General features: G+C 70.8%; 17 protein-coding genes. 9 read left to right on the top strand and 8 right to left on the bottom strand.

Annotated features, from left to right (window positions below; translation table 11 throughout):
- The first annotated feature begins 19 nt into the window (after positions 1–19).
- Positions 20–2,626 carry a rifamycin-inactivating phosphotransferase gene (gene rph, locus F4560_RS12455; protein ID WP_184919659.1) on the top strand — a complete coding sequence of 869 codons (2,607 nt, stop codon included), beginning with the start codon at positions 20–22 and terminating at the stop codon, positions 2,624–2,626.
- Positions 2,627–3,294: 668 nt separating this feature from the next.
- Here rph and F4560_RS12450 read toward each other — a convergent pair.
- On the bottom strand, positions 3,295–4,005 hold the full coding sequence (locus F4560_RS12450; RefSeq protein WP_184919657.1) for a TetR/AcrR family transcriptional regulator: 711 nt from the start codon (positions 4,003–4,005) through the stop codon (positions 3,295–3,297).
- Between the two features lie 129 nt (positions 4,006–4,134).
- Between F4560_RS12450 and F4560_RS12445 the strand changes: the two genes are divergently transcribed.
- Together F4560_RS12445 and F4560_RS12440 are read left to right on the top strand one after the other, a co-directional pair.
- Positions 4,135–4,542: a VOC family protein gene (locus F4560_RS12445; RefSeq protein WP_184919655.1), complete on the top strand. Its 408-nt coding sequence runs from the start codon at positions 4,135–4,137 to the stop codon at positions 4,540–4,542.
- Positions 4,539–6,086 carry a carboxylesterase/lipase family protein gene (locus tag F4560_RS12440; protein WP_184919654.1) on the top strand — a complete coding sequence of 516 codons (1,548 nt, stop codon included), beginning with the start codon at positions 4,539–4,541 and terminating at the stop codon, positions 6,084–6,086. Before F4560_RS12445 ends, F4560_RS12440 begins: the two co-directional genes overlap by 4 nt.
- 149 nt (positions 6,087–6,235) lie before the next feature.
- On the opposite strand, the gene F4560_RS12435 is transcribed toward F4560_RS12440, so the two are convergent.
- From F4560_RS12435 to F4560_RS12420, 4 genes are all read right to left on the bottom strand, one after another.
- On the bottom strand, positions 6,236–7,531 hold the full coding sequence (locus F4560_RS12435; RefSeq protein ID WP_184919653.1) for a M28 family peptidase: 1,296 nt from the start codon (positions 7,529–7,531) through the stop codon (positions 6,236–6,238).
- A 245-nt stretch (positions 7,532–7,776) separates the two neighbouring features.
- Positions 7,777–8,721, bottom strand: a complete 945-nt coding sequence (locus tag F4560_RS12430) for a DNA polymerase domain-containing protein (RefSeq protein ID WP_184919650.1) — start codon at positions 8,719–8,721, stop codon at positions 7,777–7,779.
- 90 nt (positions 8,722–8,811) lie between these two features.
- Positions 8,812–10,191, bottom strand: a complete 1,380-nt coding sequence (locus F4560_RS44370) for a glycosyl hydrolase family 18 protein (RefSeq protein ID WP_184919648.1) — start codon at positions 10,189–10,191, stop codon at positions 8,812–8,814.
- A gap of 111 nt (positions 10,192–10,302) precedes the next feature.
- A complete protein-coding gene (locus F4560_RS12420; protein WP_184919646.1) occupies positions 10,303–11,169 on the bottom strand; it encodes a sigma-70 family RNA polymerase sigma factor in 867 nt (288 codons plus the stop codon).
- Between the two features lie 142 nt (positions 11,170–11,311).
- Between F4560_RS12420 and F4560_RS12415 the strand changes: the two genes are divergently transcribed.
- From F4560_RS12415 to pgfA, 6 genes are all read left to right on the top strand, one after another.
- Positions 11,312–12,970 (top strand): cellulose binding domain-containing protein, encoded by a 1,659-nt coding sequence (locus F4560_RS12415; protein ID WP_184919644.1) that lies wholly within the window; start codon positions 11,312–11,314, stop codon positions 12,968–12,970.
- 47 nt (positions 12,971–13,017) lie between these two features.
- Positions 13,018–13,491 carry an SRPBCC family protein gene (locus F4560_RS12410; protein WP_184919642.1) on the top strand — a complete coding sequence of 158 codons (474 nt, stop codon included), beginning with the start codon at positions 13,018–13,020 and terminating at the stop codon, positions 13,489–13,491.
- Between the two features lie 105 nt (positions 13,492–13,596).
- A complete protein-coding gene (locus F4560_RS12405) occupies positions 13,597–14,778 on the top strand; it encodes a PucR family transcriptional regulator (RefSeq protein ID WP_184919639.1) in 1,182 nt (393 codons plus the stop codon).
- A 204-nt stretch (positions 14,779–14,982) separates the two neighbouring features.
- Positions 14,983–15,729, top strand: coding sequence for a dolichyl-phosphate beta-glucosyltransferase (locus tag F4560_RS12400; protein WP_221483464.1), 747 nt, complete (start codon positions 14,983–14,985; stop codon positions 15,727–15,729).
- A complete protein-coding gene (locus F4560_RS12395) occupies positions 15,730–17,112 on the top strand; it encodes a glycosyltransferase family 4 protein (protein WP_221483463.1) in 1,383 nt (460 codons plus the stop codon).
- A gap of 17 nt (positions 17,113–17,129) precedes the next feature.
- A complete protein-coding gene (gene pgfA, locus F4560_RS12390) occupies positions 17,130–18,155 on the top strand; it encodes a cell envelope lipid trafficking protein PgfA (protein WP_184919635.1) in 1,026 nt (341 codons plus the stop codon).
- 24 nt (positions 18,156–18,179) lie between these two features.
- Here pgfA and F4560_RS12385 read toward each other — a convergent pair whose 3' ends face one another.
- The 3 genes from F4560_RS12385 to F4560_RS12375 are packed head-to-tail and all read right to left on the bottom strand — an operon-like array spanning position 18,180 to position 20,791.
- Entirely contained in the window at positions 18,180–18,938 is a 759-nt protein-coding gene (locus F4560_RS12385; RefSeq protein ID WP_184929102.1) for a class I SAM-dependent methyltransferase, read from the bottom strand.
- Positions 18,939–18,973: 35 nt separating this feature from the next.
- The gene (locus tag F4560_RS12380) at positions 18,974–19,147 is read right to left on the bottom strand and encodes a DUF2613 family protein (protein ID WP_184919633.1); all 174 of its coding nucleotides are present in this window, start codon (positions 19,145–19,147) and stop codon (positions 18,974–18,976) included.
- Between the two features lie 3 nt (positions 19,148–19,150).
- On the bottom strand, positions 19,151–20,791 hold the full coding sequence (locus F4560_RS12375; RefSeq protein WP_184919631.1) for an MmpA family trehalose lipid delivery protein: 1,641 nt from the start codon (positions 20,789–20,791) through the stop codon (positions 19,151–19,153).
- Positions 20,792–20,805: the final 14 nt, after the last annotated feature.

Here is a 20,805-nt window from a genome sequence, read left to right as displayed (position 1 = left end):
GCTGGGGGAAGGTGGACGAATGGGTAGCTACGTGCTCGATTTCCAGGAGATCGACCAGACGCGGGCTGCGGTCGTCGGCGGCAAGGGCGCGCACCTGGGGGAGCTCGCGCGGGTCGAAGGCGTCCACGTGCCGGCCGGCTTCTGCGTGACGACGGACGCCTTCCAACGAGTCATGGCGGACGCTCGGTCGATCGACGATCGGCTGGATCGTTTGTCGCGTTTGCGCCTGGACGACCGGGAGGAGATCCGCACGCTCAGCGCAGAGATCCGACGCACCGTCGACGGGGTCGCTGTCCCGTGCGACGTGGTGACGGCCGTCACCCGCGCGGTCGCCGGGCTCGGTGACGGCACCGCCTGTGCCGTCCGATCGAGCTCGACGGCGGAGGACTTGCCGGGGGCGTCCTTCGCGGGCCAGCAGGACACGTACCTCAACGTCGTGGGGCCGGAGGCGATCCTCCGGCACGTCAGCCTGTGCTGGGCCTCGCTGTTCACCGAGCGGGCCGTGACCTACCGGCTGAGGAACGGCTTCGACCACCGCAAGGTCCACATGGCGGTGGTGGTGCAGCTGATGGTTTTCCCGCACGCGTCCGGCGTCCTGTTCACGGCAGACCCCGTGACGTCCAACCGCAAGGTCGCCTCCGTGGAGGCGGTTTTCGGCCTCGGTGAGGCCCTGGTGTCCGGTCTGGTGAACGCGGACGCCTACACGGTGCGGGACGACGAGGTCGTCGCCAAGGCGATCGCCACCAAGGAACTCGCCGTGCACGCCGCGCAGGGCGGCGGGACACGGGAACAGGTGATCGAGCCGACGCGCCAGGAGGAGCCGGCGCTGACGGATGCGCAGGTCGTGCGTCTCGTGCGGCTCGGACGACGGATCGAAGCGCACTTCGGTCATCCCCAGGACATCGAGTGGTGCCTGGTCGACGACGGCTTCCAGGTCGTCCAGAGCCGGCCGATCACCACGCTGTTCCCCATTCCGGCGACCGGCGACCGGGAGAACCACGTCTATGTGTCAGTCGGTCACCAGCAGATGATGACCGACGCCATGAAGCCCTTGGGGCTGTCCGTGTGGCAGCTGACGACCCCCAGGCCGCCCATGGCCGAGGCGGGCGGGCGACTGTTCGCCGACGTCACCGGGATGCTGGCCTCGCCCGAGAGCCGCGCCGGCTTCCTGGACGTCGTGGGGAAGTCCGATCCGCTGATCGGGGACGCGCTGCGGACCATCCTCGAACGGGAGGGTTTCATCGCGCCGTCCCAGGACGACGGGCCTGGCGTGCCGATCCCCGGCGTCGCGCCGGCCACGATCGAGACCGATCCGGACGTCGTCACCGAGCTGATCGGGCACAGCGAGGCGTCCGTAGCCGTGTTGAAGCGGGACATCCGGACGAAATCCGGGTCGGAGCTGCTCGACTTCATCCTGGCGGACATCAAGGAGCTGAAGCGGATCCTGTTCGATCCGCGAAGCTATGAGGTGATCATTGCGGCGATGCAGACGACGTGGTGGCTCAACGAGCGACTGCACGAGTGGCTGGGGGAGAAGAACGCGGCCGACACGCTGTCGCAGTCCGTGCCGCACAACGTCACGTCGGAGATGGGGCTGGCGCTCCTCGACGTGGCGGATGTGATCCGCTGGCATCCGGAGGTCGTCGCCTTCCTGCGCGAGGTCGAGGACGAGGGCTTCCTCGACCGGATGGACGGGCTCGCGGGCGGGCAGGAAGTGCGCGACACCATCGTGGCGTACCTCGACAAGTACGGGATGCGCTGCGTCGGCGAGATCGACATCACGAGGCCGCGTTGGAGCGAACGGCCCACCGCGCTCCTCCCCATGCTCCTGTCCAACATCAGGAACTTCGAGCCGGGTGCCGGCGAACGACGTTTCGAGCAGGGGCGGCAGGAGGCGTCGGAGAAGGAACGGGACCTGCTGGAGCGCTTGCGGGCCCTGCCGGAGGGGGAGCGGAAGGCCGACGAGACCAAGCGGATGATCGAACGCGTCCGGACCTTCACCGGGTATCGCGAGTACCCGAAGTACGGCATGGTCAGCCGCTACTTCGTGTACAAGCAGGCCCTGCTGGAGGAGGCCGAGCGCCTGGTGCGGGCCGATGTGTTGCGGGAGAAGGAAGACATCTACTTCTTGAGGTTCCAGGAGCTTCAGGAAGTCGTGCGCGCCAACCAGGTTGACGACGAGCTCATTCGCCGGCGCAAGGAGGCGTTCAGGTCGTACGAAGCGCTCACGCCACCTCGGGTGCTCACGTCGGATGGCGAGGCCGTCGTCGGGACGTACCGACGCGACGACCTGCCGAACGGTGCGCTGGTCGGGCTGCCGGTGTCCGCCGGGACCGTCGAAGGGCGGGCCCGGGTCATCCTGGACGTGGCGGAGGCCGATCTCGAACCCGGGGACATCCTGGTCACGGCTCACACGGACCCCAGTTGGTCGCCCCTGTTCGTCGCGATCGCGGGGTTGGTGACGGAGGTCGGGGGCCTGATGACGCATGGTGCGGTGATCGCGCGGGAGTACGGGCTGCCGGCCGTCGTCGGGGTGGAACGGGCGACGCACTCGATCGAGGACGGGCAGCGGATCCGGGTGAACGGGACCGACGGGTACGTCGACATCCTTCCCGCGACGACGTGACGAACTGGTTCGGCGCACGGTAAACCCCGGCACGCCGACCACCGGGTCGGCGCAGCGGGCCTGGCCACAGATCGCGTGCTTCGAACCGCCCGCCCGCACCGCTGCTCGCACTGCCGGCTGCAACTTCCAGCCCGCCCGGACCGCTGCCTGCACCGCCGGAAGCAGTTACCCACGCCGCCCGCTCGCCCGCTCGCCCGCGCCGCCCGCTCGCCCGCGCTGCCGCCAGCAGCTAGCAGCCCGCCCGTTCGCCCGCGCTGCCGCCCGCGCCGCCCGCTCGCCCGCGCTGCCGCCCGCGCCGCCCGCTCGCCCGCGCTGCCGCCCGCGCCGCCCGCTCGCCCGCGCTGCCGCCAGCAGCTAGCAGCCCGCCCGTTCGCCCCGCCGGTCGACACCAGCGGCCCTGCGCTTCCGCTCGCTGGCCGGTGCTGGCAGCCCTGCCCGTCCGCCTTGCCTGTCTTGCCCAGCCCGCCTGAACTCGCGCCGCTGATCGGGCCGTGCCGCGCTGCCCGAGGACGTGTTGTCCGAACCCGCACCACTCAGCCCGGCCTGTGCCTGCCGTGCCCGCCAACCCCTCCCATCCATCAGGCCCGTTCAACCCGTTCAACCCGGCCAGCCGGTTCAGCCCGTTCGGTCCGGTCAACCCGGTCGGCCGGTTCACAGCGGCCCGCTCGTCAGCTGGTTCTCTCCGGCCGCCGGCCCTTGATCAGCACTTCGAGCCCGTCCAGGATCCGGTTCAGGCCGAACTCCCACCCGTTGTCCCGAACCACCCCATCGGTTGACAGCGCGGCCTCGTGCAGCGCCGGGAACCGTTCGGCGTGCTCGATCAGGATGTCCCGCAGCTGCTTCTCCGCCGTCCACGGCTGAGTGCCCGCCGTCGCCGCCGATTGCGTGTTCCGGATGTGCCCACTGAGCAGGAACACCGCGTCCATCCGCTCACCACCGTTGAGCCCGGTGTCGCTGAGCGCGGCCACCGCGGACTCCGTCCAGCCGACCTCGCGCGGTCCGGTCATGCGTTCGCCGGTGGTCGCGGCGGGCAGCCACGGGTGGCGCCGCCAGGTCTGGCGCATCAGGTCCGCCCACGTGATCAGCCTCGGCCGCCACCCGCCGGACACCTTCCGCAGGTTCGGCGGCTCGCCGACGGCCGACTCGATCATCACCGCGACCAGCTCGGCCTTGCTCGACACGTGCCGGTACAGCGCCATCTTCGTGACGTCCAACCTGGCCGCCACCTGCTGCATCGACACCGACGTCATGCCCTCCGCGTCGGCCACCTCGATCGCGGCGCCGGCGATGCGGTCGACGGTGAGCGGGACCCTCGGCGCCCGTGCCGGTTTGTCCCGCGGACCCCACAACAGGTCCGTGCCCTGGTCCTCGATCGCCATCCACTCACCACTTCCGAATCAGGGCTTGCCCGCGTTGTCGATCTGTGTCTATCGTACACCCAGTGTCCGCCGGACACTCAAGTCTCCGGCAGACACCAAGTGTCCATCCATCGCAGTGGGGGTTAGCCCATGTCCGTCAAGATCTTCGTGAACATGCCGGTCCGCGACCTGGCGAAGTCGATCGAGTTCTTCGCCGCGCTCGGCTTCAAGCACAACCCGGCGTTCACCGACGACAACGCCAGCTGCGTCGTGTTCGGCGACAGCGTCTACGCCATGCTGCTCACCGAGCCGTTCTTCCAGTCCTCGCTCACCGACAAGGAGATCGCCGACACCGGCAAGTCCGCCGAGATGATCCTGGCGCTCTCCCTGGAGAACCGTGAGCGCGTGGACGAGTTGGCCGACAAGGCCCTCGCCGCCGGCGGCCAGTTCGTGAAGGAGCCGCAGGACCACGGCTTCATGTACGGCCGCAGCTTCTACGACCTCGACGGCCACCTCTGGGAGCTGTTCTGGATGGACGAGGCGGCGGCGCAGGGATGAGTCGATCCGGGGGGTTCGGCCGCGGCGGCGGGCTGATCGCGCTCGCCGCCGCTTGCCTGGGCGTCGCCTCGGCCACGAGTCCCGTGGCCGCGGCGCCCTCGTCCGCCGAGGTGGTCTTCACCGACAGCGGGCCGGTGCGCGGGGTCGTCGGGGGCGACCACCGTGTGTTCCAGGGCGTTCCGTACGCGGCGCCGCCGACGCGGTGGGCCGCTCCCCGGCCCGCCGTTCCCTGGCGCGAGCCGCGTGACGCGACGAGACCGGGTAACGCGTGCGCCCAGCCGCAGGCGTTCAGTCCGGGCAGCGAGCACGAGGACTGCCTGTATGTGAACGTCACCACCCCGCGCTTGGGTCGGGCGTTGCCCGTGCTGGTGTGGCTGCACGGCGGCGGGTTCCAGTTCGGCTCGGGCGCCGAGTACGGCGCGGAGCGGATGGCCGCGCTGGGCGACGTGGTCGTGGTGACGGTGAACTACCGGCTGGGTGTGTTCGGGTTCCTGGCACACCCGCAACTGGCCGGCTCCGGCAACTACGGCCTGGCCGACCAGCAGGCGGCGCTGCGGTGGGTGCGGCGCAACGCGGCGGCGTTCGGCGGCGACCCGGGCAACGTGACGATCGCGGGGGAGTCCTCGGGCTCCCGCAGCGTGTGCGGCCACCTGGTCGCGCCCGCGTCACAAGGCCTGTTCCACCGGGCGATCCTGCAAAGCGAGCCGTGCACGATGACCGACTGGCCGGCGGCGGACGGCACGCCCGAGGCGGAGCCGCCCGGCTTCCCCCGGTCGCGGCAGGTCGCCGAACGGCAGGGCGAGGCCGTGGCGAAGGCGCTCGGGTGCGCCGACGTGGCGTGCCTGCGCACCAAGACACCGGCGGAACTGCTCACCACCACCGAGTGGTTCGCCCCGACCTACGGCACCTCGCTGCTCCCGATCGATCCGGCGTTGGCGGGCAAGGTGGCCAGAGTCCCGGTGCTGCACGGCATCACCCGCGACGAGTACCGGATCGCCGACGGCCTCAACGAGGCCTTCGGCCTCCCACCGCTCACCGCGGAGCAGTACGGGGCGAGAGTGGCGAACTTCGTCGGACCGGACCACGAAGCCGAGGTGCTCTCCGGGTATCCGGTCACTGCGAGTCCGAGTGAGGCGTGGTCGGCGGTCGTCACGGACGCGGTCTTCGCGAGACCGATGGTCGACTTCCACCGCCAGCTCGAACGCCGGGTGGACACGTACGCGTACGAGTTCGCCGACCCGGCGGCGCCGTGGATGAGCAACCTCGGCAAGCCCGCCTTTCCGACGGGCGCCTACCACACGTCGGAGTTGCAGTACCTGTTCCGGACGGCGAACTTCGACGAGCCGTTGACGGACGGGCAGCGGGTCCTGGGTGACGAGATGATCGGCTACTGGACGAGGTTCGCCAAGACCGGTGACCCGAACGGCCACGGCGCACCTCGGTGGCGGAAGGGCGAGCCGGCCCACCAGTTGGCGCCCGGCAGCGTCGGGCCGGTCGACTTCGCCGCCAGGCACCGGTACGACCTCTGGAGATCGATCCCGTGACGCCATGATCCCGTGACGCCATGGTCCAGTGACAACGCGGCGCGCGGTGGCGGAGCCGCAGGAAGCTTCGCCACCGCGAGCCGGGCGTGGACCTGAGGCCAGTACTGGCCTGAGTTCAGAACCTGCCTGGGGTCAGAACCTGCCGGAGATCAGAACTGGAGGGACCAACCGTTGATCCGACCCACGTCCGCCGACGCGACATCCTGCACGCGCAGCTTCCACGTGCCGTTCGCCACCTCACCCGAGGCGTTGACCGAGTACGTGGTGAGGATGTTGTCCGCGCTGTCGCTGCTCGACCCCTTCACCCGGAACGCGGTGCCGTCCGGTGCGACCAGGTCGATCACCAGGTCGCCCCGGTAGGTGTGGGCGATGTCCACCCCGACCGCCAACGCGGCGGGCGCGTTGCCCGCCACCCCGGACACGGTGATCGGGCTCTCGACCGTGCTCAGGTCGGGAATGGTCACGTCGGTCAGGTTCTCGAAGCGCGGTCCGGGCGGGGTGCCCGCACCGGCCAGGTTCCACAGGGCGTAGGCGATGGCATCGCTGTTGCGGTCCAACGCGGTGGCGTTGACGTTCGTGATGGTGTCGCAGGAGCGGTGGTAGCAGCGGTCGAAGGCGACGCCCGACGTGCCGCCCCACTTCTGCGCCTGTGCCGCAGTCTTGATGACCTCGGCGCCGGTGAACGTGCCGCCGATCGGGATACCGGCCCGCGCGAACGCGGCGTGGTCGGAGCGACCGCCGACCGACGTCAACTCGGTCGGCACGCTGAACGCCGCCTGGAGCGTCTGCTGCAACTGCAACGACCCGGTCGGCTGACCGGAGGCGCTGTAGACGAAGTACCCGGGGTTCGGCGAGCCGATCATGTCGAAGTTCAGGTACCCCTTGAGCTTCGACCGCTCGGTCGTCGGCAGGCTGTTCACGTAGTGGTTGGAGCCGACCAGGCCCAGCTCCTCCGCACCCCACCACCCGAACCGGATGTGCTTCTGCGGCGCGAAGCTCAGCCGGGACACGGTCAACGCGACCTCCAGCAGGCCCGCCGACCCCGTGCCGTTGTCGTTGATACCCGGCCCCGAAGTCACGCTGTCGAGGTGGCCGCCGAGCATCAGCACGGAGTTCGGGTCACCGCCCGGCCAGTCCGCGATCAGGTTGTACCCGGTCGCGCTGTTGTAGGTGAACTGCTGCACGGACGTCTGGTACCCGGCCGCGTCGAGCTTCGCCTTGAGGTGGTTGATCGACGCCAGGTACCCGGGCCGACCGTGCGCCCGGTTGCCGCCGTTGTTGGTGGCGATCGTCTGGAGGTCGTTCAGGTGCGCCTGGACGTTCGTCAGCGAGATGTCGGGCACGGCCAGCGCGTCCACCGGCGCCGCGGTAGCGACGGGTGGGCTGAGCAGGGCCGCGGCGAGCAACAGGGCGCTCGCCAGCGGTGTCGTCCTCTTCAAGGACATGGCTGCCTCCGCAGGGTGTAGGGAAAGCCACGCCTGAGCCTGAGGGGCGGCGACACCATGCGGTAGCGACTTTCGTTGTGGCACGTTCGGACGCACCACCGACAGATCTGTATCCTCGATAACTTCAGTGTAGACCGAAATAAGCGCCAAGCGGCGGTGGGTCGGCAAGCCCGCCCGGCAAAACCCGCCCGGCAAAACCGCCCGGAGAAGGGCCCGGAGAAACCTGCCTGGAGAAAGCGGAGAAGCTACTGCTGGGCCCGTTGGGCCCGAGCCCGGCGCTTGCCCTCGTGCATCGCCTGCACGCGGGCGACCGGGATGGTGTGCCCCTCGGCCACCAGGTCGTCCGGCAGCGTCTGCGGCGCGGGCATCCGCGAGTTCCACGGATCGGAGTCGCCGAGCAGCGCGACGGCGGTCTTCACGGTGAAGTCGGCGGTCGTCACGGAGTCGAGGTCGTCCCAGTCCACCGGGAAAGACACGGTGGCGCCCGGCCGGATCCGCGGGCTGTACGCGGCGGCCACGGTCGAGCCGTACGCCCGCGTCGAATCGAGGAACACCCGCCCGCCCCGGTCGTCCTTGATGAACGCGGTGGTCGCCAACGCCGGGTCGAGCCGTTCGGCCCGCGCCGCCAACGCACGCGTAGCGGCTGCGACATCGTGGTCGACACCGTCCACCGGCACGAACACGTGCACGCCCTTGGACCCGCTGGTCTTCACCACCCCGGACAGCCCATCGTCGGCCAACGCCCGGCGGACGAGCTTCGCCGCCGCCACGACCACGTCGAACCCGGCGCCCTCCGGCGGGTCAAGGTCGAGCACCAGGTACGTCGGCCGGTCGAACGCGCCCGCGAGCCCCAACGTGACGTGGTACTCCACCGCGCGCTGGTTGGCGAACCACAGCAGCGTGCGCCGGTCCTCGCACACCGCGTACCGGATCTCGCGCTTGGACGTCTCGGCCCACAGCGTCACCGCCGGCACCCACGGCGGCGTGTACTTGGGCAGGTTCTTCTGGGTGAAGGGCTCCTGGCCGGGCCGGACCCGGATCACCGACAGGGGCCGCCCGGCCAACCCGGGGATGATCCGGTCCCGCACCGCGTCGAGGTAGTCGACCAGGTCGCCCTTGGTCGCGTCGGCCCCGTCGAACAGCGGCTGGTCGAGGTTGGTCAGCGCCACGCCGTCCCGCTCTTCACCCATCGCACCACCCTTGCCGTTCGACGCGCCCTCGGCAAGCCGGACACGGCCCGTTCCGCGAGGGAACGGGCCGGGTCCCGAAGGGCCGAGCGCTCAGGCGGGGAGTCGCCAGATCTGGTTGGAGCTGGCGAAGCAGTCCCAGATCTGGAGCCGGGTGCCGTCGGCCGAACTGGGGCCGGTCGCGTCCAGGCACCGGCCGGACACCGGGTTGCGGAGGGTGCCGTTGGACTGGGCCTGCCACGTCTGCGCGCCGGTCCCGTTGCAGTCCCACAACTGGACGACGGTGCCGTTGGCGGTGCCGCCGCCGCTCACGTCCATGCACTTGCCGAGGGCACGGAGGGTGCCGTCACCGCCGACGGTCCAGGACTGCGCGGCGGTGTTGTTGCACGTCCACAGCTGAACCGCGGTGCCGTTGGCGGTGTTCGCGCCGGCCACGTCCACGCACTTGCCCGCGATGCCGGCGATGGGGCCGGTGCGTCCGGGCGGGTTGGTGCCGCCCATGACCGTGTCGTAGATGGCGCTGACCAGGGACGTGCTGCCACTGGTGTCCTGCGACAGCTCCCAGTTCATGACGCCGCCCGCGTTGGCCATGGCCCACTGGGTCTTGCGCTTGATCGTGGGGACGCCGTTGTAGCACTGCTGGGCGCCGCTGACGGTGACGCAGTCGCGGTTGGCGTTGGCGGGGTCCATGGCGACCAGTTGCGCGTACGTGTAGTAGTTCGGCCGGCTGTAGAACGGCACGCCGAGCACGGCTTTCGCGGTGGGCAGGCCGCGGGACTTCCAGTAGTTGACGGCGCCGATGGACCAGTCGTAGTTGGCGTGTGGGCTGCCGCCGTCGTAGGCCATGATGTTGAGCCAGTCGACGTGGCCGAACACGGCGGGCTGGACGCCTTCGGCGGTGGTGCCGCCCGAGACGACGGCGGCGGTGAGCAGCTTGCCGCGGCTGTGCATGGCGGTGCTCAACTGCCCCATGAGGGCGGTGAAGTTGTTCGCCGACGTGCCGGGGTCGGGGTACTCCCAGTCCATGTCGACGCCGTCGAGGTTGTACTGGTTGACCGCGTTGACGACGCTGTTGACGAACGTGGTGCGGCTGGTGGCGTTGCCGGCCAGCGCCTCGAACGCCGAGTCGTTGCCGTCGTTCCAGCCGCCGATGGCGAGCGAGACGCGGACGCCGTTGTTGTGGGCCAGGGTGACCAGCGAGGAGAGCTTGCCGGGGTCGGGGATGGCCTGGAGGGTGCCGTTGGCGTTCGGCAGGGCGAACGCGTAGTTGATGTGGGTGAGCTTCGTGTACTGGACGGCGTTGACGCTGCCGGCCCACGACGGCAGGTAGCCGACGCTCTTGAAGCCGTTGGGCAGGACGGTGGCGTGTGCCGCCGGCGCGGTGGCGATGGCGACCGTGAGGCCGGCCGCCACCGTGGCGAGGGCGAGGCCCGCGGCGCCCCATCGGGTCGATGTGCGTGCAGGGGACTGCATGGTCGTGTCCTTTCGACGCGATCAGGGGCGGCAGCCGGGCCCGACCTTACTGGACACCCTTGAATCAAGCCACGATAAAAGTCCGCCCCGTCTCGTCCCGTCTCGTCCCGCCTACAGGTCCCCGAGCACAGCGATGTCGAGCCGACGAAGTCGCGCGGGGTCCGCTATGACCTCGTACGCGGCGATCCGGTCGTGCCGGACGGTGACCGTGAGGACGAACCGAAGCCGTCCGCGCGGGGCGACGACGATGCCGACCCGTCCGTCCACCAAAGCCGTTGCGGCGTGCCGGGCGTTCGCGGTGAGGACGACGGTCTCGCGGGCGACGGCGGACGCACCGCGGACTTCGGTGGCCGCGCCTGGTGGCAGGGCGGCGGGGTCGGCGCGGCGGACGACGTCGGGGTCGAGCACGGCGATCAGCGCGTCGAAGTCGCCGAGCCGTGCGGCGGCGAGGAACGCGTCCACGACGTGCCTGTGACGGCCGAGTTCGGCTTCGGGGGGCGCACTGGTGCCGCGGACCTTCAGACGGGCGCGGCTGGCCAGTTTCTTGGTGGTGGCGGTGCTGCGGCCGACGATCGGCGCGATCCGGTCGAACGGCACGGCGAACGTGTCGTGCAGGACGAACGCCACGCGTTCGGCGGGCGTGAGGGTGTCGAGGACGACGAGCAGCGCGCGCCCGACCGAGTCGGCCAGGACCGCCTCCATCGCGGGGTCGTCGTCGGCGGGCGTGTCGGGCAGGTGCTCGACGGTGTCCTCGCGGCGGACACGGCGATGCCGGAGCACGTCCAGGCACACGCGGGAGACGACGGTGCGCAGCCAGGCGGCGAGGTTGTCGACCTCGTCGGCGTCGATCCGCGACAGCCGGAGCCAGGTCTCCTGGACCGCGTCCTCGGCTTCGGGCAGCGAGCCCAGCATCCGGTAGGCCACCGCGCGCAGGTGCGCGCGATGCGCCTCGAATCGGTCCGCCGGCCCGTTACGCATCGGTCCCCTCCCGCTTTGTCCACCCGGTAGACGAGGCGGAAGACCGAAAGGTGACGGGCGATCACCTCGACTACCCGCCGCCGACGTGGTAGCCAGGGATCGAGTCACGGTCGCCGCCGGAGACCCGAGGGGATCACATCGCATGGGGAAGCGTCTTACGGCGGTGGGCGTCGCGCTCGCCTGCCTCGTCGCAGCGCTCGTCGGCTCGGCCCAGGCCGACACGGCGGCGTTGTCCGCCGCGTTCAGCCAGTCGTCCGTGTGGAGCACGGGGTACGGCGGGCAGTACCTGCTGACCAACACCGGTGACACCGAGAGCACGGGCTGGGTGGTCGAGTTCGACCTCCCGCCGGGGTCGGCGGTGGCCAACGCGTGGAGTTCGGTGCTCACCCGCGACGGACAGCACTACCGGTTCGTGAACGCGGGCTTCAACGGCCGGATCCGCCCCGGTGGCACGGTGAGCTTCGGCTTCAACGTGTCCGGTCTCGGGTTGCCGACCGGCTGCAAGGTCGATGGCGTGCCGTGTGACGGCGGTGGCCCGGTGCCCGACACGTCCGCGCCCACCGTTCCCGGGAGCCCGCGGGTGACGGGGGTGACGGCGAGCGAGGTGTCGTTGTCGTGGACCGCGTCGACCGACAACGTCGGCGTGACCGACTACCAGGTCCTGCGCGGCACGACGGTGGTCGCGTCGACGACGTCCACCGCCGTGACCGTCGGCGGTCTGCTCCCGAGCACCGCGTACGCGTTCACCGTGCGGGCGCGTGACGCGGCGGGCAACGCGTCCGGCTCGAGCGCAGAGGTCACCGCCACGACCGACGGTGGCTCCGGAGGGTCCACTGTGGACGTTTCCACGCCCGCGCAGCTCCAGGCCGCGTTGGCCGCCGCCGCGCCGGGTCAGACCATCCGGATGGCCGCCGGCGTGTACCGGGGCGCGTTCACGATCACCCGACCCGGCACCGCCGCCGCGCCCGTCACGCTCACCGGGCCGGCGGACGCGGTGCTGGTCAACGACGGTCCGTCCGGCTCCGCGCCGAGCTGTCCGACCCCGACGCAGGGCTGGGACCCCGGCTACGGGCTGTGGCTGCACGACGCGCCGCACTGGAACCTGACCGGGTTCACCGTGCGGGAGTCGAAGAAGGGCATCGTCGCGGACAACTCGCACCACACCGTGATCGACCGCGTGCACGTTCACCACGTGGACGAGGAGGCCGTGCACTTCCGGCGTTCGTCGGCGGACAGCGTGCTGCGCGACTCCGCGATCAGCCACACGGGCCTGGTGCAGCAGGGGTACGGCGAGGCGGTCTACATCGGGTCGGCGAACTCGAACTGGGCGTGCCACGGCAACTCCGGCGGCGTCGACCGCAGCGACCGGGTGCGGGTGCTGGGCAACCGCATCGGGCCGGGTGTGACGGCCGAGCACATCGACGTCAAGGAAGGCACGTTCGACGGGGTGATCAGGGGCAACACGTTCGACGGCAGTGGGATCTCGGGTCAGAACTCGGCGGACTCGTGGGTCGACGTGAAGGGCATCGGTTACCTGATCGAGGGCAACACCGGCACTTTCGCCGCACCGGGGACGTTCGCCAACGGCTACGAGACGCACAACCCTGCCACCACGCCGTCGTTCACCAACGGCTGCGGCACCGTGTGGCGGGACAACCGCTCCGATCTGGGCGGTGTCGGCCAGTACGCCATCCGGATCACGTCCACGTCGAAGTGTGCGGGCGTGCCGAACGTCGTGCACGCGTCGAACACGGTGACGCGGGCGGTGAACGGCCTGACCAACATCCCCGTGACGCCGTGAGCCAACCCGTGCTACCGGCCGGTAGCTTGATCGGCTAGGTTCCGGGCGTGACCGAACCGAACGCACGCGCGCACGTCGAAGTCGGTGCCACCGCGGACGAGGTGTATGCCCTGGTGAGCGATCTGCCGGGGATGTCGGAGATGGCGGAGGAGTACTCGGGTGGGCGGTGGCTCGCACCGGCGACGGGGCCTGCGGTGGGCGCCCGCTTCGTCGGGTCGAACCGGCGCGGCTTCCGCGTGTGGCGCACGGTCTCGACCGTGACCGACGCGGAGCCGACCCGGTTCGCCTTCGACGTCCGCGCGCTCGGGCTGTCGGTGGCGCGCTGGCAGTACGACATCGAGCCGACCGACACCGGCTGCCGCGTCACCGAGAGCACCTGGGACCGCCGACCGGCGTGGATGCGGCCGCTCTCCGTGCTGGCGACCGGCGTGCGTGACCGGAGTGCGGAGAACCAGCGCAACATCGAGAGCACACTGGCCCGGCTGAAGGTCGCGGCCGAGGGGTTGCGGCATGTGGACTGATCCTTTCGGCGTGCCCGAGCGGGATCGCCGTCTTCATCGGTGCAGTGATATCTGTTGAATACCAAGGGTTTCCGCCAATGGTGATGTCGGGGCTACGTTGACCTCATGGTCGCCCCGACGATGATGGCGCCGTTGCCGGCCGAGCTGATCGAGGTCGTCCGCGGCCAGTTGCGGAGGCTGCCCGAGCTCGCGGACGAACTCGCCCGGTTGCTCGGCCAGAAGGAGGAGTTCTACCGGCGGCTGGAGATCAGCGCGCCGGCCGAGGTGCGGAAGGTGTGCGAGGTCAACCTCGGGCACGCCTTCAACGCGTTCATCGAGGCGCGCGAGGTCGATCTCGACGCCGCGCGCAAGACCGGTCGGGCGCAGGCGAGGCTGGGCATCCCGCTGTCGGCGGTGCTGCGCGCGTTCCGGATCGCGGGCACGTTCGCCTACGAGGGCCTGATCGGGCGGGCCGCGTCGTCGCGCACCCTCACCCCCGAGCAGCTGATACCCGCCAGCGCCACCGTCTGGCAGATCATCGACTCGTTCTCCGACGTGATCGCGGACGCCTACACCGAGGTCGCCACGGACTCCGCCCGCTACGACGAGAAGGCGCGGCTCGCCGTCATCGGTGGCCTGCTCGACGGCCGGTACACCAAGCCGGAGGAGTTGGAGGACGCCGCGCGCGTGCTGCGGCTGCCGCCCGCCGGGCCGTTCGTGCTGGTCTACGGCGAGCCGACCGGCGACCGCTGCCTGTCCGACTTGGTCCAGCACAGCAGGTTACGGGCGGTGTGGCGGCGGTTGTCCGACAGCGAGGTGGGCGTGGTGGCCGTCGAACGCACGGCCGACGTGCGTGCGTTGCGGCAGGCGATGGAGGCGACGTCGTTCGCGGTCGGGCTGAGTCCGGCGGTGTCGGGTCTGGCGTTGTTGCCGGCGGCGTTGCGGCGGGCCCGGATCGCCCACGCGTGCCTCGCGCCGGGGGAGACCGGCGTGGTCGGGTTCGGCGACCGGCCGCTGACCACGTTGGTGGCCGGGGCGCAGAAGCTGGCCCGGGAGTTGGCCAACCACGTGCTGGCCGACCTGCTCGCACTGCCGTCCGCTGAACGGGAGGTGCTGCTGAACACCCTGCACGCGTGGTTCGCCGAGCACGGTTCGGCCAAGGACGCCGCGGAGCGGCTGTTCGTGCACCCCAACACGGTTCGCTACCGGATCCGCCGGGTGCAGGACCTGACCGGCCGGGACCTGACCGACCCGCGTGGGATCTCCGAGCTGTACCTGGCCGTGGAGAGCGTCCGCCTCGACGGTTGATTTTGTGCGTGGGGACAATGTTCCTTGTCTCGCTCGGTCCTTCGCGCGTACGGCGACTGGACCGGATGGGTGTTCCCGTTGCGCCTCACGGCGGTAGGGCGGGTGCTGCGGCTCCGATCACCTCTTGAGTCTCGATCCACCGGATCTACTGTTGAGTAACTTTCGGCCCGTGTGACCTGCGTCTCAATGTTGAGGAGCCTGTCGATGCGCCTTGCGGGTGTCGAGCTGTCCGTCGTGGTGCCGGTCTACAACGAGGAACGACGGCTGCCCGCGAGCCTGGTGGGGCTGCACATGGCGTTGCGCGGCATCGCGGCCGAGGTCGTCGTGGTCGACAACGCCAGCACCGACGGCACCGTGGACGTGGTCCGCGCGCACGACGGGCCGGTGCGGCTGCTGCACTGCGCGGAACGGGGCAAGGGCGCGGCCGTCCGGGCCGGTGTCCTCGCCTCACGCGGCCGGTTCATCGGCTTCTGCGACGCCGACCTGGCCGCGAGCGTGGACGCGGTGCCGTCCGTGCTGGACCGGCTGCGCCGCGGCGTGGACGTGGTGGTCGGCTCACGGGCACACCCGCGGTCGGACGTGCGGGCCAGGAACAGCCCGCTGCGGCACGTCGGCGCGTGGGCGTTCAGGCGGGCCGTCCAGCCGATCGTGCCCGGCATCGGCGACACGCAGTGCGGGTTCAAGTTCTTCGCTGCCGACGTCGCACGGGCCGCGTTCGAGCCGTTGCGCACCACCGGGTTCACCTTCGACGTCGAGGTGCTGGCACGGGCGCAGCGGCTCGGCGCGGTGATCGAGGAGGTGCCGGTGCGGTGGATCGACGTGGCCGGGTCGACGTTCGACACCCTGCGCGACGGCTACCGCAGCTTCGCCGCCCTGCACCGGATCCGGGCGCTGCTCGACGCCGAGGAACGGCCGGTCACGCGGCCGGTGCTCGTCGCGGAGGCCGCGTAGATGCGGATCGTGGTGGTGAACTGGCGCGATTCCGGGCACCGGTTCGCGGGCGGGGCGGAGCTGTACGCCACCCGGATCGCGTCGTCGGTGGCTGGGACCGGCGCCGAGGTCACGTTCCTGACGGCGCGGGACGTCGGGCAGAGCGCCGCCGACCGCATCGGGCAGGTCGCCGCGGTGCGCCGGGGCGGCAGGTGGACGGTGTACCCGTGGGCGCTGCTGTGGCTGTTCCGGCACCGGCGGGCGATCGACGTGGTCGTGGACTGCCAGAACGGCATCCCGTTCTTCAGCCCGCTCGCGGTGGGCCGTGCCAGGGTCGTCCAGGTCGTGCACCACGTGCACCACGACCAGTTCCGGGTGCACTTCCCGGCCTGGCTCGCGGCCGTCGGGCGGTGGCTTGAGGGGCCGGTGGCCCGCCGGGTGTACCGGAACGCGGTCACCGTCGCCGTGTCGCCGTCCACAGTGGACGCGATGCGGTCGCGGCTCGGCTGGCGCGGGCCGGTCCACGTGGTGCCGAACGGTGCGGACCCGGCGCCCGCCGACCTGCCGCCGCGCGCGTCCGAGCCGACGGTGGTGTGCCTGGGTCGGCTGGTGCCGCAGAAGCGGGTCGACCGGCTCATCGACGCGGTGGACGTGCTGCGGCACCGGCTGCCGGGGCTGCGGCTGCACGTCGTGGGCGGCGGGCGGGAGGAAGCGGCGCTGCGGGAATGGGCGGCGCGCTGCGGCGGGGCGGTGGTCGTGCACGGACATGTGCCGGAGGCCGTGAAGTCCGACCTGCTGGCCCGGTCCTGGCTCAACGTCACGTTGTCCGACGGCGAGGGCTGGGGTCTGGCCGTGATCGAGGCGGCGGCGCACGGCGTGCCCACCGTGTGCCGGGATGTGGACGGGCTGCGGGACTCCGTCCGGCACGGCGAAACGGGTTGGCTCATGCCGCGCGGTGCCGTCGTTGCCGATGTGTTGCTGTGGGCGCTCACCGAGTTGGCGGACCCGGCCACCGCGTCACGGGTAGCCGCGCGGTGCCGTGACTGGGCGGCGAGGTTCGACTGGGACGACTCCGGCGCGCGGTTCGCCTCGCTGGTCGAAGGTGCGACCGCCGGGGGCTGGCTGCCCGGCATGCCGGAGGCGTCCGTCGCCGAGTTCACGCCGCGCGACGTGCCGCGTCGGCCCGGGGCTCGGGTGGGACCGGGCTGGGTGCTGGTCGAGCAGTGCCGCCCCGGTGACCTGCTGGTTTCCCTGCGTGCCGCCGGGGCCGAGGACGTGACCGTGCGCGCGGCGAGCGCCACCGAACGGCTCCTCGGCCGAGTGGGCGACCAGTCGTTCGGCCCGGTGCCGTTTGGCCAGGTGCCCTCGCTGGGTGAAGACCACCGATCGCAACCGCGGTCGTGACCGTTGGAGGAGGACCCTTGCGTCGCTACGCCACCTTCGTCCTGCTGGGCCTGGGGGTGTTCGCGGTGGCCGCCGGCCTGTTGTTGCGCCTGTACGCCTACCCGAGACTCGCCAAGGTCCCGCACGACATCGACACCCTGTCGGTGGCCCGGGGCACCGGCATCACCGCGCTGGTCTACGTGCCGGAAGGGGACCGGGCCAGGCCCGAGATCCGTGAAGGTCTCACCCTGACCTCCAGCACCAAGGTCACCGGCAACCTCCGCGCCGAGGAGGTCACCAAGGACGGCGACGTGACGGTGTGGGTCGAAGCCTCCAAGGTCACGTCCGACGACGACGGCCTGGTCGTCACCGCCGGCCTGCGCTCGCTGTGCCTGGACCGGCACTCCGGCGAAGGCGTCACCCCGTGCGAGAACCAGTACTACGAGGACGTCTCCGGACAGCGCGTCGTCGCCGACCGGGGCGAGCGGCAGCAGCCCGGACTGAGCTTCAAGTTCCCGTTCGACACCCAACGCCGCGACTACCTCTGGTACGACGGCAACGTCAAGCAGGCCCTCGACATCCGCTACCTCGGCGAGGAAGACGTGCGCGGCCTGACGACGTACCGGTTCGTGCAGCAGATCCCGCCGACCCGGATCGACGAGCGGGACGTGCCGGGCGCGTTGGTGGGCGAACCCGGAGTGCCGACCGTGCGCGCGGAGCTGTACTACGAGGTGACGCGCACCCTGTTCGTGGAACCCGTGACGGGCAAGGTGATCGCCGGCGGTGAGGACGTGCGGCAGGAGCTGCGCACCGAGGGACAGGGCGTCGGACAGGGCACCGTCGTGTTCGACGGCGAGCTCACCCTGGACGACAAGACGGTGGCGGCGAACGTCGCGGAGAGCGAGAAGAACGTCTCCCGGTTGTCGCTCATCACCGGACTGCCACCGATCCTGTGGGCGGCGGGCGGTGTGCTGCTCGCGGTGTCGCTGCTGATGTTCTTCGCGGCCGGACGTGGACGGCACAGCCGGCCGGGACCGCCGACGAAGGTCGCCGCGCCGGTGTGAGAACCGGAGGACGGGGACGCCCGCTCAGACGTCCCCGTCCTTGCGGGCGTCCGCGTTGTTGCCGGCGTCCCCGTTCTTGCGGCTGTCCCCGTTCTTGCGCAGCACCAGCACCGCGTTCCAACTCGCCACTTCGCGCAGGCCCGGCACGTGCACGACCCACGTCGCCCACGACGGGTGGTAACGCGGCAGGGCCCGCACCAACGTGGCGTCCTCGCACCGCTTGGCCCAGCGCAACGCAGCGCCGACGGAGAACGCGAACAGGCTGGTGCCGAACCGGTTCTTCGGCTCGTGGCCGTGCCGCCCGGCGAACCGGCGTGCCGCGTAGTGCCCGCCGAAGTAGTGCCACGGTGACGTTTCGTGCCCACCCCACGGCGACCACCACGGCGTGAACGACAGGAACACCGTGCCGCCCGGCTTCGTCACCCGCACCATCTCGGCCAGCATCGCGTGCGGCGTCGACACGTGCTCCAACACGTTCGAGGAGTAGCAGACGTCGACGGAACCCGTGCGCACCGGCAGGTTCGTTCCGCTGGCACGCACCATGTCCTGCCCCGGCGTGCCGCGCGCCGACAACTCGCCGACGTCCGGGTCGAGGCCGACGTACCGGGCGCCCTTGGCGCGGAACGCCTCCGCGAAGTAGCCGGGACCGCCGCCGACGTCGAGCAGCACCCGTCCGTCGAGCGGCGTGAACGATTCCACCTGGTCCGCAGAGTCCTGCGCCAGCACGCGGTAGAACGTGTCACGGTCGGTCTGCTCGTAGCGGAACGCGCGGAACAGCCGCACGGACCGGGACAGCGTTGCCTTGTCCACAGTGGACGCTAGTTGCCGGACGTGCCGTAGTCGACCGCGCCGCCGGACCCGTTGGCGGCCGGGGCGTGCTCGAAGTCGACCGAACTGTCCGGTCCGGCCACGCCGACGAGGGTGACGACGCCACCGGCGGCGAGCGCCAGGCCCGCCAGAACCGCGACCACTGCTGCCACGATCTTGCCCACGTGTCACTCCTCGCGCCGTCGGTGTCCGATCAATCTACCGGCCGGTAACGCTTGCCACAACAGGCATCCGGCTACGAACAGCAGTACTGTGATGTCGGCGGCGACCACCGGTGCGTGAAGTCGGACGTGACTCTCGGCGACTGGACCGGGCACGCGGTAGAGGCTCAACCAGGCGCCGCGATGGACCTCCGTGAGCGATTCCGTTGTCCTGGCGTCGATGCGTCCGGGAGTGCCGTGTTCGACCAGGACCCAACCGATGCCCAACGCGCCCAGGTCGCCGTTGTGGCGCAGGGCCTCGCGGATCGCGGGGAGCCGGGTGTCCTCGCCGGTGATGGGGTTTCCGTCGACGTGCACGGTGTCGTCGATGACGGTCGTGCGCGGCAGGAACCTCGGTGCGGGGTCCAGCTGCGTGCGGTTCTCGTTCCACCCGAACTGCCGGAAAGCGCCAAGCGGCAAGGCGAGCACGTCGCCGGGGTGATCGTCGTGGGTGAGGATCTCGCGGACCGTCGACCAGTCGGCCGGGTAGTCGACCGTGGTCAGCCTGCCCCAGCCGCCCCACGCCAGGTCGGGCATCGCGAGCACCGGCAACAGGATCCCGACGGCCAGTGCGGGCCGTGCGCGTTCCACGGCCAAGGCGAAACCGAGGGCGAGCGGCAGCGCCCACCACGCCACCCACTTCTGGGCGTCACGCAGCAGTGCGGTGCCGGGGACCGTGCTGACCAGCCACTGCAACGCCGTCGCACCGAACGGCAGGTGAGCTGCCAAGGCGAACACCAGACCGACGCCACCGAGTGCGAGCAGGCCTTGGGCTTGGGGAATCCGGCGGACCAGGATCGGCCAACCAGCCGCCGCAACCGCGACGGTGGCGAGCGTGATCACGGGAATGATCGGCAGTTCGCGGCTGGTCGGCGTCACGTCGGCGTTCCAGAAACCGCCTGTTCCCAGCACGGACAGCACGACGCCACCCCAGTTCTCGGCCCGCGCGTCGAACCACCCGACCGCGTTCGGGGCGGAAGTCGGCGGACGCAGCAGCGACGGCACCCACCACGGCGCGTTGAGCAGCACCAGTGCGGGCACGGCGCGCAGCCGTCCGGACGTGGCCAGTGCGGTGCCGGCGGCGAGCAGTCCACCGGTCGGGGTGAGTGCGGCGGGCACCGACCACAGCACCAGCCGTGCCAAGGATTTCGGCTCGCCACGGCGATGTGCTAGCCCGGCCTGTGCGACCCACGGCAGGCACGCGTACGCGAGTAGGTACGGCCAGTGGCCCATGAACAGCCGTTCCGCGACGAACGGCGTCCACCCGTACGCGGTGGCCGCTACCAATCGGGTGCCGGTCGACGTCGTGGGGGTCAGCCGTCCCGCGCCCAGCGGGCCGAGCACAAATGCCGCTGCCAGCAAGAGTTTTTGGACCACGTCGCCGGGGATGATCGCGGTCGCGGCGGCGATGAGGGCGTCGGCGGGCACTGAACGCGCGGGGGTTGTGCCGAGGCCGAGGCTGTCGGGAAGAAGGCTGTGCTGTGGGGCGAAAACCATGTCGTAGGTCAGCACGAAACCGGGCTTGAGGGTCGGTGCCAGCACTATCAAGGCCATCGCTACGGAGACCGCCGGTAGGGCGGCCCGATCGAGGAATTCCTTGGTGGTCAAGGGTTTCCACTGCC

The organism is Saccharothrix ecbatanensis (genome assembly GCF_014205015.1).
GTDB lineage: Bacteria > Actinomycetota > Actinomycetes > Mycobacteriales > Pseudonocardiaceae > Actinosynnema > Actinosynnema ecbatanense.
Note: the sequence above shows the minus strand (reverse complement) of the source record. Positions and strands in the feature narration are given on the sequence as shown.

Bases quoted from the DNA above. Each gene is read 5' to 3' on its own strand.
- rph (WP_184919659.1), top strand. From the start codon at position 20: ATGGGTAGCTACGTGCTCGATTTCCAGGAGATCGACCAGACGCGGGCT.
- F4560_RS12450 (WP_184919657.1), bottom strand. From the start codon at position 4,005: ATGGCGATCGAGGACCAGGGCACGGACCTGTTGTGGGGTCCGCGGGAC.
- F4560_RS12445 (WP_184919655.1), top strand. From the start codon at position 4,135: ATGTCCGTCAAGATCTTCGTGAACATGCCGGTCCGCGACCTGGCGAAG.
- F4560_RS12440 (WP_184919654.1), top strand. From the start codon at position 4,539: ATGAGTCGATCCGGGGGGTTCGGCCGCGGCGGCGGGCTGATCGCGCTC.
- F4560_RS12435 (WP_184919653.1), bottom strand. From the start codon at position 7,531: ATGTCCTTGAAGAGGACGACACCGCTGGCGAGCGCCCTGTTGCTCGCC.
- F4560_RS12430 (WP_184919650.1), bottom strand. From the start codon at position 8,721: ATGGGTGAAGAGCGGGACGGCGTGGCGCTGACCAACCTCGACCAGCCG.
- F4560_RS44370 (WP_184919648.1), bottom strand. From the start codon at position 10,191: ATGCAGTCCCCTGCACGCACATCGACCCGATGGGGCGCCGCGGGCCTC.
- F4560_RS12420 (WP_184919646.1), bottom strand. From the start codon at position 11,169: ATGCGTAACGGGCCGGCGGACCGATTCGAGGCGCATCGCGCGCACCTG.
- F4560_RS12415 (WP_184919644.1), top strand. From the start codon at position 11,312: ATGGGGAAGCGTCTTACGGCGGTGGGCGTCGCGCTCGCCTGCCTCGTC.
- F4560_RS12405 (WP_184919639.1), top strand. From the start codon at position 13,597: ATGGTCGCCCCGACGATGATGGCGCCGTTGCCGGCCGAGCTGATCGAG.
- F4560_RS12400 (WP_221483464.1), top strand. From the start codon at position 14,983: ATGCGCCTTGCGGGTGTCGAGCTGTCCGTCGTGGTGCCGGTCTACAAC.
- F4560_RS12395 (WP_221483463.1), top strand. From the start codon at position 15,730: ATGCGGATCGTGGTGGTGAACTGGCGCGATTCCGGGCACCGGTTCGCG.